The following is a 13554-nucleotide window of genomic DNA, read 5'->3' as shown; positions in this document are numbered from 1 at the left end:
TCTTTATCCTGGTGAGGGAATCACTTTTATTTTTCTAATAACCACAATGGGCTAGCCCGCTTCCGCAATAACGGAAACAGGCGGCATATCATAAAAAGTTAGGGTAATTAACTATGGCGGCCTGTTGTTTTTTTATCGCTCTGGATGGCAATACTTTTTCTTTCTGATCAATAACATCAGCCACATATTGCGCTGACCATCGACGGCCCTGCAGGCCGACAATCGGTTTGCGCGCCAGCAGCTGGAGATGCTGTTCTGTCTCTACGCCCTGAACGATAACGCCATCGCAGAAATCGTTTACATGATTAAGCAGCGTGTCGAAGGCATAGCCCTCGCCATATTTCCAGAAGAAGTCCCGGCTGGTTTTAACATATTCAAACAGGCCGCTGGTCAGCATCGAAAGCGTTGAACCACCCGCCGCGAAATCATCCAGCCATAATAATGCTGGGGTAATACCCGCCAGCTTTTGCAGCAGCAGACGATCGGCAGCGCAATAGCGCTGAGTGAAAAAGGCGGAAATTTCGAGACGCAATAACGGTAACCGATCCAGCCTTTGCTGCGTCGCGGCGTCATTTAAAATGCCGCGAATAATATCGCCCTCGACGTTAAGGCTAATAAGTTGGGTAAATCCGCTTTTATAGATCGTCTCGAGCTGTGTTAGCTGTTGCTGAAACAGCTGCCATTTTTCTGCTTCGAGCAGGCAGTCAACGAGTCGATGTCCGCTGTCGTCATCGGCCAGGCTGGCGATGTCGCGATCCGGCGCGAAGCGCGTCAACAGCTCCCACGCCGTCACTTTCCCTGAGGAAGCATGAATCGGGTCGAGCAGAAAGACGTAATGCTGACGAAGATGTAGTTGGCGACCCATTCTGCTGCTACCCGCTCTACCCGATAAGTCAGCTGCTTAAAAGCAGCAGCCAAAATGTCAGGAAAACTCATATGAACGTTAAGAAAACCCAGAAGATTCTTAACACCTTAACCTGATGCTAACGTACAACTTACACTTTGAAAAATAGATTTAAGTCAAACACGGCGGAAAATTCAATAGCCAAAACCAATCAATTTCGGTGATTGAAAAAGGTTTTAAGAAATAAAAAATCATAAAACATTTTATAAATTAATTGCCATGGCAGGCTTGACGAAATCAAAATATTATACTCTTTTGATTTTTCTACAAAATTAAATGAAGTAAGAATATTAAACATCACAATAACTGATGATTTTTATTTGAAACAAAAATCGATGGGGTTTCCAGAAAGCGTCAAATAAAAAGGCGCTTTGCAAATTCAGCTTTAGGCATAATGTTTAACTTTTATAATATATAAGCTTAAAAATCCGAGGCTATACACGCTGTAAATTTAACAATCGAGACGGTCTGAATGGGAGCCAACGCTAACGCCTCGTTTTTTCTAAAAAATTCAGCGGCACACTGAGCGCCGATCGGGAGCGCAGGGTTGACGAAGCTTAATCAGGCGTGAAACGGTGATGGTGCTCACAAAACAGGTAAAAAGAGGATTTCAGGCGGGAGACGAACATGCCGGGCCTCTGACAAGGCCCGGCGTGCGGCGTTACTTACTCATCTTCAAGATAGGTGTAGCCGTACAGGCCGCTTTCAAACTCTTCCAGGAACTGCGCGCGCAGCTCATCGTCGAGATCGGTCTCTTTGACCTGATTGCGGAACAGCGTCATCAGCTCGTCGGGATTTAGCTGCACATACTCCAGCATATCCGCAACGGTATCGCCCTCATCCGACAGCTCGACCTCGACTTCGCCGCCGGCGCGCGCGTAGACGTTGACCGCCTCGGTATCGCCGAACAGGTTATGCATATTGCCGAGGATCTCCTGATAGGCGCCGACCATAAAGAAGCCGAGCATCGGCGGATTCTCTGGATCGTATTCCGGCATCGGCATGGTGGCAGCGATGCCGTCGCCGTCGACGTAGTGATCGATGGTGCCGTCGGAGTCGCAGGTGATGTCCAGCAGCACCGCGCGGCGCTCCGGCTTTTTATGCAGCCCTTCCAGCGGCAGTACCGGGAAGAGCTGATCGATGCCCCAGGCATCCGGCATCGACTGGAACAGCGAGAAGTTGACGTACATCTTGTCCGCCATACGCTCCTGCAGCTCGTCGATAATCGGACGGTGCGCGCGGTTGCTCGGGTCGAGATGCTGCTGAATATAGTGGCAGATGCTCAGGTAAAGCTGTTCCGCCCAGGCGCGCTGCGTCAGATCGTAGGTGCCGGAGGCGTAGCCGGTGTGGATATCGTGCAGATCCATCTGGCTGTCGTGCAGCCACTCGCGCAGCGAACGGCGCACGTCAGGTTCGTGCATCTCCTGCCAGGTTTCCCACATGCTGAGGATCGGGCGCGGCGCATCCTCTTCCGGCGCCTGCGGCGTAATGAACTCGTTACGCTCCACGCCGATAATGTTGGAGACCAGCACGGTATGGTGCGCGGTCACGGCGCGGCCCGACTCGGTGATCACCGTCGGGTGATCCAGCCCGTGCTCTTCGCAGGCGTCGCCGATCGCCCAGATAACGTTGTTGGCGTACTCGTTCAGACCGTAGTTAACCGAGCAGTCGGACTGCGATCGGGTGCCTTCATAGTCGACGCCCAGACCGCCGCCGACGTCGAAGCATTTGATGTTGACGCCCAGCTTCGCCAGTTCGACATAGAAACGCGCCGACTCACGCACGCCGGTAGCGATATCGCGAATATTGGCCATCTGCGAGCCGAGGTGGAAGTGCAGCAGCTGCAGGCTGTCGAGACGGCCTGCGTTGCGCATGATCTCCACCAGCTGCAGCACCTGCGACGCCGAGAGGCCGAACTTCGATTTTTCGCCGCCGCTCGACTGCCATTTGCCGGAGCCCTGCGACGCCAGACGCGCGCGGATGCCGAGGCGCGGCACCACGTTCAGGCGTTCGGCCTCTTCCAGCACCAGGCGCACTTCCGTCATCTTCTCGATCACCAGATAGACTTTGTGGCCGAGCTTTTCGCCAATCAGCGCCAGACGAATATATTCGCGATCTTTGTAGCCGTTGCAGACGATCACCGTGCGAGTTTTGCCGGCGTGGGCCAGCACCGCCATCAGCTCCGCTTTGGAGCCCGCTTCCAGCCCCAGCGGTTCGCCGGAGTTGACCAGCGATTCGATCACGCGTTTATGCTGGTTGACCTTAATCGGGTAGACCAGGAAGTAGTCGCCGCGATAGCCGTAGGATTCGCGCGCGCGCTTAAACGCCGCGTTAATCGAACGCAGGCGATGCTGCAGGATTTGCGGAAAGCAGAACAGCGCAGGCAGACGCTGGCCCTGGGCCTCGCGCTCTTTCACCAGATTCGCCAGATCGACGCGCAGCGTCGGTTCGTCCGGGTTCGGACAGACGCTGACGTGACCAAGTTCGTTAACGTCGTAGTAGTTATTGCCCCACCAGGCAACGTTATAGGTACGCAGCATTTTGCTGGCATCCTGGTCGTTCATTGCAACCTCCTGCATTGAGCGGAGCACACCCTGTTCGCCGGCTGACGAACCCTTAATAGTCTTCATGTCGCCAGACATCACGAACCTCGAATTTCTGTTGGAATGTGAAAAAAGCACAAAACTAAGTGTAAAACACCCTGGCCCGTTACGTGTAAATGGACCCCGAATGCATCACGACGTTCACCGGCGTGCGACCGCCAGTAGCGTAAATAAGGAAAAACAGGTTAACCGGCGCGCGTGTCGGGAGAATGACCGCAACAGGCGATTCGTCGGAAAAGAGGAGAAAAGGCAGGAAAGGAGTACGCCAGCGCGCCCGTTGAGCGCAGAGAACCGCAAGAGAGAAGAGCGTGGTTCATTACTTCTGTCACCTCCACACATGTTTTCGCATGTGGAAATAATCTGGGCGAACGTCAGAGAGGCTCTGACAGTGGCTTACGCGCAGCGGCGTCATCCTTATGGCTGCAGGCAGCAGCGGCGTTTTATACCGCCTGACGGGCGAAATTGCAAAGCGTTTCGCTGGTTTGCCGCCGTCCCGCGTCACGTTTTTTTGCCAGCGACCGCTTTTGTGAAAAATGCGGAAACAGAAAAAGGGCTGGCATTTCGTTCACCCCTTAACCTAAAATAGCCGTCCAGATGGTTTTCCATCTAAACTGGTTAACATCCAGGCGTTTTACGTCTGACATACCGACACTTCTAAAACTGCTCGCGGCTTTGCCTGAAGGGGCGTCAAGTAAGTTCATCTCACTTACGCTATGCAGTCGAATTCAAACCATTTGTAAGGTAAAGAACAGAATGGCTAAACACCTTTTTACGTCCGAGTCCGTATCAGAAGGACATCCTGATAAAATCGCCGACCAGATTTCTGACGCCGTGCTGGATGCCATCCTCGAGCAGGATCCCAAAGCGCGCGTGGCCTGCGAAACCTACGTTAAAACCGGTATGGTGCTGGTCGGCGGTGAGATCACCACCAGCGCATGGGTCGATATCGAAGAGATTACCCGCAATACCGTACGTGAAATCGGTTATGTCCATTCCGATATGGGCTTTGACGCCAACTCCTGTGCCGTTCTGAGCGCCATCGGCAAGCAGTCGCCCGACATCAACCAGGGTGTTGACCGCACCGATCCGCTGGAGCAAGGCGCTGGCGACCAGGGCCTGATGTTCGGCTACGCCACCAATGAAACCGACGTGCTGATGCCGGCGCCGGTGACCTATGCGCACCGTCTGGTGCAGCGTCAGTCTGAAGTGCGTAAAAACGGCGCGCTGCCGTGGCTGCGTCCTGACGCGAAAAGCCAGATCACCTTCCAGTACGATGGCGGCAAAATTGTCGGCATCGACGCGGTAGTGCTCTCTACCCAGCATGCCGAAGATATCGATCAGGCCACGCTGCGCGAAGCGGTGATGGAAGAGATCATCAAGCCAGTGCTGCCGACCGAGTGGATCAACGCCAGCACCAAGTACCACATCAACCCGACCGGCCGCTTCGTTATCGGCGGCCCGATGGGCGACTGCGGCCTGACCGGACGTAAAATCATCGTCGATACCTACGGCGGCATGGCGCGTCACGGCGGCGGCGCTTTCTCCGGTAAGGATCCGTCGAAGGTTGACCGTTCTGCGGCCTATGCGGCGCGCTACGTGGCGAAAAACATCGTTGCCGCCGGCCTGGCCGACCGCTGCGAGATTCAGGTCTCCTACGCTATCGGCGTAGCAGAGCCGACCTCCATCATGGTGGAAACCTTCGGCACCGAGAAGATCTCGACCGAACAGCTGACGCTGCTGGTGCGCGAGTTCTTCGATCTGCGTCCTTACGGTCTGATTCAGATGCTGGACCTGCTGCAGCCGATCTACAAAGAGACCGCCGCTTACGGTCACTTCGGCCGCGAACATTTCCCGTGGGAAAAAACCGACAAGGCTGCTCAGCTGCGCGACGCGGCCGGCCTGTAAGGTTTTTCTCTCAAGGCTCTCTCCTGTCGCAGGGGAGAGCCTTGTTTTTTAGCCTGTTTTATCTCTGCTTTCCGCCCTGCCCAGCACATTCTCTTTTCTCTACTACACTTTTCACACTCGTCAAGCCCTGGCGTGTTACCGATTACAAATTGAAACGCTTTATTAATCTGCTATTTAGGATTTAACCTGCGTGGTTATTCGACTGAAAATGCGTTATTTTCAGCGTCCTCTGATAGCCGGTAATTGACGCCATGTCGGAAACTTAACAAGTGCTATACCTTACTGGTTACTTAACCTTTTCGGGCTGAATATGCTGAATTTCAGGGTTTCAGCGTGTGTAAGCGATTACATTAGCGTGATCGCTCTCACTTTTTACCCGGAAAAGGTTTTTTAACATTAGATAACAACAATGATGGATAAACTCGGAGGCAACATGCCTGGCAATACTCACAAAAGCAGAACCTCAAACAAGGCGATGACCTTGTTTGTCTGCTTTCTTGCGGCTCTCGCAGGGCTGCTATTTGGACTGGATATCGGCGTTATCGCAGGCGCGCTGCCGTTTATCGCCAAAGACTTTAACGTTACCGCACATCAGCAGGAGTGGATCGTTAGCTCTATGATGTTCGGCGCGGCGGTCGGCGCGGTCGGCTCCGGCTGGATGTCGTCACGTCTCGGTCGTAAAAAGAGCCTGATGGCCGGCGCCATTCTGTTCGTTATCGGTTCGCTCTGGTCCGCCATGGCGCCGAACCCGGAAATGCTGATCGTCGCACGCGTCGTGCTGGGTCTCGCCGTCGGCGTTGCCTCTTACACCGCGCCGCTCTACCTGTCTGAAATCGCGCCGGAAAAAATTCGCGGCTCGATGATTTCGCTCTATCAGCTGATGATTACCATCGGTATTCTCGGCGCCTACCTCTCCGACACCGCCTTTAGCGCGTCCGGCGACTGGCGCTGGATGCTGGGCATCATCACTATTCCGGCGGTGCTGCTGCTGGTGGGCGTCTTCTTCCTGCCCAACAGTCCGCGCTGGCTGGCGGCCAGAGGCGACTTCCGCGACGCCCAGCGCGTGCTGGATCGTCTGCGCGACACCAGCGAGCAGGCGAAACGCGAGCTGGAAGAGATCCGCGAGAGCCTGAAGATCAAGCAGTCCGGCTGGCAGCTGTTCCAGAGCAACAGCAATTTCCGCCGCGCGGTGTTCCTCGGCGTGCTGTTGCAGGTGATGCAGCAGTTCACCGGTATGAACGTAATCATGTACTACGCGCCGAAGATTTTTGAAATCGCCGGCTTCACCAATACCACCGAGCAGATGTGGGGCACCGTTATCGTTGGCCTGGTCAACGTGCTGGCAACCTTTATCGCTATCGGCCTGGTGGACCGCTGGGGCCGTAAACCGACGCTGATCCTGGGCTTCCTGGTGATGGCGGCGGGTATGGGCGTGCTGGGCACCATGCTGCATATGGGCATCCATTCGCAGGGCGCGCAGTACTTCGCTATCGCCATGCTGCTGATGTTTATCGTCGGCTTCGCCATGAGCGCCGGTCCGCTGATTTGGGTGCTCTGTTCAGAAATCCAGCCGCTGAAAGGCCGCGACTTCGGTATTACCGTTTCGACCGCGACCAACTGGATCGCCAATATGATTGTCGGCGCGACCTTCCTCACCATGCTGAATACGCTGGGCAACGCGAACACCTTCTGGGTTTATGCGCTGCTGAACGTCTTCTTCATTGTGCTGACGCTAATGCTGATTCCAGAGACCAAAAACGTCTCGCTGGAGCACATCGAGCGTAACCTGATGTCCGGCAAGAAACTGCGCGACATCGGTTCAAACAACTAAGTTACTCAGGCGGGCCACAAGGCCCGCCTGAAGCGGTTAGCAATGTGCGGACACGGGTGACAAGGCCCGATCGCAAAGACGCAAAAGCGCCATCCATGGCGGCTCGGCCCGCGCAGATACGCACTTCTTCCCTGAAGTGCGCCCGTAAACGGGCCAACGCTTTGCGTTGTTCAAAAACGCTTCCAGCGTTTTTGTCCCTTGCGCGGGACGCTTTGCTCTTCGGTCCTTGTCACCCGTGTTTTGAGTTTGTTAGCCGTTTGAAGGTGGGCCTTGCGGCCCGCCTTTTTTATTTGATTGAGTTCTTCGCCCGCCCCGCCTATGCTTCCGGCATGAAAACGCCCCGACTTCCCATCGCCCTCCAGCAGGCCGTTATGCGCTCGCTGCGCCATTTTTTACAGCTTGCCAGCGACAGGCTGGAGCGTCCGTTTGCCGAACCGGCGCTGGTCTATCAGCAGCGCGGCACGGCGGCAGGCACCGCCTGGCTGGAAAAGTGGGAAATTCGCCTCAATCCGGTGCTGCTGCTGGAAAACCAGCAGGCGTTCGTCGATGAGGTGGTGCCGCACGAGCTGGCGCATCTGCTGGTATGGAAAGTCTTTGGCCGCGTGCCGCCGCACGGCAAAGAGTGGAAATGGATGATGCAGGAGGTGCTTGGCGTACCCGCGCGTCGCACCCATCAGTTTGAAATCGCCTCGGTGCGCGCCGCCACTTTCCCCTATCGCTGCGGATGCCAGCAGCATCACCTCACGGTACGCCGCCACAACCGCGTGCTGCGCGGCGAAAGCGAATACCGCTGCGTGCGCTGCAAGAGCCTGTTAACGCCGGGCGACTATTCGCCAGCCTGAGCGCAATTCCCATTCCGCTCGCGACCTCATTCTGCTACCCTGCCGCACTTTTTTTCCGACTGAGAATAATTCCGCAACATGTCTCGTAAAATTATCTGCGCCGTCGCGCTGCTGCTCTCCCCTCTCGCTGCTCAGGCGATCGCGCTGAACAACTACCATCAGAACAACTTTCAGCAGGCGAAAACCTTCGCGGCGGCGATCAACGCCGACGCACCCGGCTCCTTCTACTGCGGCTGTAAAATCAGCTGGCAGGGTAAAAAAGGCGTACCCGATCTCAACAGCTGCGGCTATCAGGTGCGTAAAAACGCCAACCGCGCCGGTCGTATCGAGTGGGAGCATGTTATGCCCGCCTGGGAGTTTGGCCACCAGCGTCAGTGCTGGCAGAACGGCGGCCGCAAAAACTGCAGCAAAGACGCCGACTATCGCCGCATCGAAAGCGATCTGCATAACCTGCAGCCTGCCGTCGGCGAGGTCAACGGCGACCGCGGCAACTTCGCCTACAGCCAGTGGAACGGCGGCGAACAGCAGTATGGCCAGTGCGCTATGAAGGTGGACTTCAAGAACAAGCAGGCCGAGCCGCCCGCCCGCGCCCGCGGCGCCATCGCGCGCACCTACTTCTATATGCGCGACCAGTATCATCTGCGCCTGTCGCGCCAGCAGACCCAGCTTTTCACCGTCTGGAACAAGCTCTATCCGGTCTCCAGCTGGGAGTGCGAACGCGACCAACGCATCGCGCGCGCGCAGGGCAATCACAATCCTTATGTGCAGCAGGCTTGCCAGCGTTAAAATCACTGCCCTACACTAACGTCTTCTCGATATTGCCGCGCCGGGTGCGCGGCGCTCAGCTTTCAGGGCCTGTATGCGCATACCTCGCATTTATCATTCCGAACCTTTAACCAGCGGCAGCGAGATCGCGCTGGACGAAGACGCCTCTAACCACGTTGGACGCGTTCTGCGCATGACCAGCGGCCAGCGTCTGGAACTCTTTGATGGCACTAATCTGACTTTTGCGGCAGAGATCACTCTTGTCGATAAAAAGCGTGTAAAAGTAAGAGTCCTTGAAGGCCAGCCCGACGATCGTGAGTCTCCCCTGTTTCTGCATCTCGGCCAGGTGATGTCGCGCGGCGAAAAGATGGAGTTCACTATCCAGAAATCGATTGAGCTGGGCGTGAGCGTGATTACTCCACTTTTTTCCGAACGCTGCGGCGTAAAGCTGGATGCCGAACGGCTGGCGAAAAAACGCCAGCAGTGGCAAAAAATCGCTATCGCCGCCTGCGAACAGTGCGGCCGTAATCGCGTGCCGGAAATTCGCCCGGCGATGACGCTGGAGGCCTGGTGCGCCGAGGCCGACGACGGCCTGAAGCTCAACCTGCATCCGCGCGCGCAGCAGAGCATCAACACGCTGCCGCAGCCGGTAGAGCGGGTTCGCCTGCTGATCGGCCCGGAAGGCGGACTAAGCGCCGAGGAGATCGCCATGACCGGCGAGCGCGGTTTTACCGATATTTTGCTCGGCCCGCGCGTGTTACGCACGGAAACCACCGCGCTAACCGCGATTACGGCACTCCAGGTGAGGTTTGGCGATCTCGGCTAGGGAATAATCAGGGTTTATATTAAGACGCGCGCAGCACTTACTGGCGTCCTGACTGGTCAGCCTGCGCTGACCGCACAGAACGAGGCGGAAAACACCGCCTCTCTGAGGAGAGAATAATGATTAAACTTGGCATCGTTATGGACCCCATCGCGTCCATTAACATTAAAAAAGACACCAGCTTCGCCATGTTGCTGGAAGCACAGCGCCGCGGTTACGAAATTCACTATATGGAGATGGCCGATCTCTCGCTGCGCGGCGGCGTCTCTTACGCCCGCACCCGCCTGCTGAGCGTCGATCAGAACTATGATAAATGGTATGAGTTCGGCAGCGAGCAGGAGATCAAGCTGGCCGACCTCAACGTGGTCCTGATGCGTAAGGATCCGCCGTTCGATACCGAGTTTATCTACGCCACCTATATTCTGGAGCGCGCCGAAGAGCAAGGCACGCTGATCGTCAACAAGCCGCAGAGCCTGCGCGACTGTAACGAGAAGCTCTACACCGCCTGGTTCTCGGAGTTCACGCCGGATACGCTGGTGACGCGCAGCAAAGAGAAACTGCGCGCCTTCTGGCAGGAGCACGGCGACATTATCATGAAGCCGCTGGACGGCATGGGCGGCGCGTCGATCTTCCGCGTGAAGCAGGACGATCCGAACTTCGGCGTGATCACCGAGACGCTGACCAATCACGGGCAGTTCTTCTGTATGGCGCAGAACTATCTGCCGGCCATTAAAGAAGGCGACAAGCGCGTGCTGGTGGTGGACGGCGAGCCGGTGCCTTACTGCCTGGCGCGCATCCCGCAGGGCGGCGAAACGCGCGGCAACCTGGCGGCAGGCGGCCGCGGCGAAGCGCGCCCGCTGAGCGAAAGCGACTGGGAAATTGCCCGCCGCGTCGGCCCGACGCTGAAAGCAAAAGGATTGATTTTTGTCGGACTGGATATCATTGGTGATAAACTCACTGAAGTGAACGTCACCAGCCCGACCTGCGTGCGTGAAATCGAAGCCGCATTCCCGATCTCCATCACCGGTATGTTGATGGACGCTATCGAGAAGCGTCTGGGCTGAGCATGACCCTGGAGCCAGGCTCCGTGATCAACCCAAACCGGCGCATACCCGCGCCGGCTATTTTTGGTACATCGAGTGAGAATGAATTTACAGCATCATTTTTTGATTGCCATGCCTTCCCTACAGGATCCCTTTTTCAAACGCTCCGTGGTCTATATCTGCGAGCACAATGAAGAAGGCGCAATGGGTTTGATTATTAACAAGCCGATGGAAAATCTGACGGTCGAAGGCATTTTAAAGAAGCTGAAAATCACGTCAGGCGAGCGCGATCCCGCGATTCGTCTGGACAAGCCGGTTTTCAGCGGCGGCCCGCTGGCTGAGGATCGCGGCTTTATTCTTCACTCCGCGCAGCGCATCTTCTCTTCCAGCATCCGCATTTCCGACACCACGGTGATCACCACCTCGCGCGACGTGCTGGAATCGCTCGGCACCGCTTCCCAGCCGGAGCATGTGCTGGTGGCGCTGGGCTACTGCGCCTGGGAGAAAGATCAGCTGGAAAACGAGCTGATGGAGAACGCCTGGCTCACCACGCCCGCCAACAGCAATATTCTGTTTCAGACGCCGATCGCCGATCGCTGGCGCGAAGCGGCGCGCAGCATCGGCATCGATATTCACAGCATCGCCAGCGATGCGGGACACGCCTGATGACGACGCAAACGCTGCTGGGTTTCGACTTCGGCACCAAAAGCATCGGCGTCGCGGTCGGCCAGCAGCTGACCGGCAGCGCCCGCCCGCTCGCCGCGCTGAAAGCGCAGGACGGCACGCCGGACTGGTTGCAGATCGAGCGCCTGCTGAAAGAGTGGCAGCCTGATTTCGTGGTGGTCGGCCTGCCGCTGAATATGGACGGCACCGAGCAGCCGTTGACCGCGCGCGCGCGCAAGTTCGCCAACCGCCTGCACGGCCGCTTCGGCGTGCGCGTCGAGCTACAGGACGAGCGCCTCAGCACGGTAGAAGCGCGTGCCGGCCTGTTCGAACGCGGCGGCTATCGCGCGCTGAATAAAGGCTCGGTGGACTCGCAGTCGGCGGCGATTATTCTTCAGGACTGGTTCGAAACCCACTAAGGCCCGCCTCGCTCTCGCCTGATTCAGGGGCGACCAGCCCTTCCCGCTGCCGCGCCAGCAGGCTCTGCTCGAAGGTTTGCATGCCGACCTGCGCGCCGGTTTGCAGCAGCGCGCCGATCTGATGCATCTTGCCGTCGCGGATCAGATTGGCGATGGCGGGCGTGGCGATTAATACCTCAAACAGCCCAATGCGTCCGCCGTCGCGCGCCGCCGTCAGCTTCTGCGCCATTACCGCTTTCAGGCTGCCCGCCAGCTGGGCGCGCACCAGGTTTTTCTCCTGCGCCGGAAAGACATCCACCAGGCGATCGATCGCCTGCGCCGCGCCGCGCGTGTGCAGCGTAGCCAGCACCAGATGGCCGGTTTCGGCGGCGGTGAGCGCCTGGCGGATCGTGTCGCCGTCGCGCAGCTCGCCCAGCAGGATGACGTCGGGATCTTCACGCAGCGCGGCGCGCAGCCCGAGGCTGAACGAGGCGCAGTGCGCGCCGATTTCGCGCTGCTGGATCAGCGACTGTCGGCTCTGGTGAATAAACTCGATGGGATCTTCCAGCGTAATAATGTGCTTCGCCTGCTGGCGGTTAATGGCGTCGACCATCGCGGCAAGCGTGGTCGATTTGCCGCTGCCGGTCGCGCCGGTCACTAATATCAGCCCATCCTCCAGCAGCAGCCAGCGCGACGCCGCCGCTGGCAGACGCAGGCTCTCCAGCGTCGGACAGCGGGTCGCCAGCGTTCGCAGCGCCAGCGAAAGCCCCTGCCGCTGGCGAAACAGACTGGCGCGCAGCCGCTGACCGTCGGCCAGCGAGAAAGCGAAGTCGGTTTGCCCCTGCGCCGCCAGCTCTTCGCGCTGCCGCGGCTCGAGATAGCGTCCGATAGCCTGCTCCAGCCACTCGGCCGTCAGCGGCGCGAGATCGGGGAGCGGCTCCAGCCGGCCGTGGCGCCGCCAGCGCGGCGAATCTCCGCTGCACAGGTGCAGATCGGCGGCATTATGCTTTACACTAAGCGCCACCATTTCTTCCAACTCCATAGATAGCCTCCTGACGATGACCTCAATCCAGCACAACCTACAGCAACTGCGTCAGCGAATCCGCGCTGCCGCAACGCAATGCGGGCGCGATCCAGAAGAAGTTACGCTGCTTGCCGTCAGCAAAACCAAACCTGCGAGCGCGGTCGAGGAAGCCATCGAAGCCGGCCAGCTCGCCTTCGGCGAAAATTACGTGCAGGAAGGGGTTGAAAAGATTGAGGCGCTGGCCGCACATCCACAGGTGGAGTGGCACTTCATCGGCCCGTTGCAGTCGAATAAGAGCCGCCTGGTAGCGGAGCATTTCGCCTGGTGCCATACGGTGGATCGTCTGAAGATCGCCCAGCGCCTGAACGATCAGCGTCCCGACTCGCTGCCGCCGCTGAATGTGTTGATTCAGGTAAATATCAGTGACGAAAACAGCAAATCTGGCATCATGCTGGAGGCTTTGCCCGAACTGGCGCAGCAGGTTGCCACGCTGCCGCGGCTGCGGCTGCGCGGCCTGATGGCGATACCGGCGCCGGAGAGCGACTATGCGCGCCAGCTGGCGGTGTGTCAGCGGATGGCCGACGCCTTCCGTCAGCTGAAGCAGCGCTATCCCGACGTCGATACGCTTTCTCTGGGAATGAGCGACGACTTGGAAGCGGCTATTGCCGCAGGCAGCACCATGGTGCGCATCGGCACCGCGATTTTCGGCGCGCGGGATTATGCGCGCAACCCACAACAATAATTGAGGAACCT

General features: G+C 57.6%; 12 protein-coding genes. 9 read left to right on the top strand and 3 right to left on the bottom strand.

Going from position 1 to position 13554, the window contains the following annotated elements:
• Positions 1-88 precede the first annotated feature (88 nt).
• Both AC6I7Z_RS03495 and speA read right to left on the bottom strand, forming a co-directional pair.
• Entirely contained in the window at positions 89-865 is a 777-nt protein-coding gene (locus AC6I7Z_RS03495) for an EAL domain-containing protein (protein ID WP_497813162.1), read from the bottom strand.
• Between the two features lie 704 nt (positions 866-1569).
• On the bottom strand, positions 1570-3546 hold the full coding sequence (gene speA, locus AC6I7Z_RS03490) for a biosynthetic arginine decarboxylase (RefSeq protein WP_072010440.1): 1977 nt from the start codon (positions 3544-3546) through the stop codon (positions 1570-1572).
• Between the two features lie 714 nt (positions 3547-4260).
• On the opposite strand from speA, the gene metK reads away from it, so the two are divergent.
• The 8 genes from metK to ruvX all read left to right on the top strand — a co-directional run bounded on the left by metK (position 4261) and on the right by ruvX (position 11798).
• On the top strand, positions 4261-5412 hold the full coding sequence (gene metK, locus AC6I7Z_RS03485; protein WP_497813161.1) for a methionine adenosyltransferase: 1152 nt from the start codon (positions 4261-4263) through the stop codon (positions 5410-5412).
• A gap of 433 nt (positions 5413-5845) precedes the next feature.
• Positions 5846-7243: a sugar porter family MFS transporter gene (locus tag AC6I7Z_RS03480; protein WP_033752553.1), complete on the top strand. Its 1398-nt coding sequence runs from the start codon at positions 5846-5848 to the stop codon at positions 7241-7243.
• Positions 7244-7572: 329 nt separating this feature from the next.
• Positions 7573-8085 (top strand): SprT family zinc-dependent metalloprotease, encoded by a 513-nt coding sequence (locus AC6I7Z_RS03475; RefSeq protein WP_497813160.1) that lies wholly within the window; start codon positions 7573-7575, stop codon positions 8083-8085.
• Between the two features lie 78 nt (positions 8086-8163).
• Positions 8164-8871 (top strand): deoxyribonuclease I, encoded by a 708-nt coding sequence (gene endA, locus AC6I7Z_RS03470; RefSeq protein ID WP_497813159.1) that lies wholly within the window; start codon positions 8164-8166, stop codon positions 8869-8871.
• A gap of 73 nt (positions 8872-8944) precedes the next feature.
• A complete protein-coding gene (gene rsmE / locus AC6I7Z_RS03465) occupies positions 8945-9676 on the top strand; it encodes a 16S rRNA (uracil(1498)-N(3))-methyltransferase (protein ID WP_033752252.1) in 732 nt (243 codons plus the stop codon).
• A gap of 116 nt (positions 9677-9792) precedes the next feature.
• Positions 9793-10737, top strand: coding sequence for a glutathione synthase (gene gshB, locus AC6I7Z_RS03460; protein ID WP_033752255.1), 945 nt, complete (start codon positions 9793-9795; stop codon positions 10735-10737).
• Between the two features lie 81 nt (positions 10738-10818).
• The gene (locus tag AC6I7Z_RS03455; protein ID WP_033752258.1) at positions 10819-11382 is read left to right on the top strand and encodes a YqgE/AlgH family protein; all 564 of its coding nucleotides are present in this window, start codon (positions 10819-10821) and stop codon (positions 11380-11382) included.
• Positions 11382-11798 (top strand): Holliday junction resolvase RuvX, encoded by a 417-nt coding sequence (gene ruvX, locus AC6I7Z_RS03450; RefSeq protein ID WP_033752261.1) that lies wholly within the window; start codon positions 11382-11384, stop codon positions 11796-11798. Before AC6I7Z_RS03455 ends, ruvX begins: the two co-directional genes overlap by 1 nt.
• On the opposite strand, the gene AC6I7Z_RS03445 is transcribed toward ruvX, so the two are convergent.
• On the bottom strand, positions 11767-12819 hold the full coding sequence (locus AC6I7Z_RS03445) for a type IV pilus twitching motility protein PilT (protein ID WP_497813158.1): 1053 nt from the start codon (positions 12817-12819) through the stop codon (positions 11767-11769). The two genes, ruvX and AC6I7Z_RS03445, sit on opposite strands and share 32 nt — an antisense overlap.
• A gap of 16 nt (positions 12820-12835) precedes the next feature.
• Between AC6I7Z_RS03445 and AC6I7Z_RS03440 the strand changes: the two genes are divergently transcribed.
• Positions 12836-13543 carry a YggS family pyridoxal phosphate-dependent enzyme gene (locus AC6I7Z_RS03440; protein ID WP_497813157.1) on the top strand — a complete coding sequence of 236 codons (708 nt, stop codon included), beginning with the start codon at positions 12836-12838 and terminating at the stop codon, positions 13541-13543.
• The last annotated feature ends 11 nt before the right edge of the window (positions 13544-13554 follow it).

The sequence above is a fragment of the Pantoea sp. X-Soil-MYKO-1289 genome (genome assembly GCF_059730625.1).
Note: the sequence above shows the minus strand (reverse complement) of the source record. Positions and strands in the feature narration are given on the sequence as shown.

What these genes read in the sequence shown, in the direction of transcription:
- rsmE (WP_033752252.1), top strand. Translation starts at nt 8,945, where the DNA reads ATGCGCATACCTCGCATTTATCATTCCGAACCTTTAACCAGCGGCAGC.
- AC6I7Z_RS03440 (WP_497813157.1), top strand. Translation starts at nt 12,836, where the DNA reads ATGACCTCAATCCAGCACAACCTACAGCAACTGCGTCAGCGAATCCGC.
- endA (WP_497813159.1), top strand. Translation starts at nt 8,164, where the DNA reads ATGTCTCGTAAAATTATCTGCGCCGTCGCGCTGCTGCTCTCCCCTCTC.
- ruvX (WP_033752261.1), top strand. Translation starts at nt 11,382, where the DNA reads ATGACGACGCAAACGCTGCTGGGTTTCGACTTCGGCACCAAAAGCATC.
- AC6I7Z_RS03475 (WP_497813160.1), top strand. Translation starts at nt 7,573, where the DNA reads ATGAAAACGCCCCGACTTCCCATCGCCCTCCAGCAGGCCGTTATGCGC.
- metK (WP_497813161.1), top strand. Translation starts at nt 4,261, where the DNA reads ATGGCTAAACACCTTTTTACGTCCGAGTCCGTATCAGAAGGACATCCT.
- AC6I7Z_RS03445 (WP_497813158.1), bottom strand. Translation starts at nt 12,819, where the DNA reads ATGGAGTTGGAAGAAATGGTGGCGCTTAGTGTAAAGCATAATGCCGCC.
- AC6I7Z_RS03480 (WP_033752553.1), top strand. Translation starts at nt 5,846, where the DNA reads ATGCCTGGCAATACTCACAAAAGCAGAACCTCAAACAAGGCGATGACC.
- AC6I7Z_RS03455 (WP_033752258.1), top strand. Translation starts at nt 10,819, where the DNA reads ATGAATTTACAGCATCATTTTTTGATTGCCATGCCTTCCCTACAGGAT.
- AC6I7Z_RS03495 (WP_497813162.1), bottom strand. Translation starts at nt 865, where the DNA reads ATGGGTCGCCAACTACATCTTCGTCAGCATTACGTCTTTCTGCTCGAC.
- gshB (WP_033752255.1), top strand. Translation starts at nt 9,793, where the DNA reads ATGATTAAACTTGGCATCGTTATGGACCCCATCGCGTCCATTAACATT.
- speA (WP_072010440.1), bottom strand. Translation starts at nt 3,546, where the DNA reads ATGTCTGGCGACATGAAGACTATTAAGGGTTCGTCAGCCGGCGAACAG.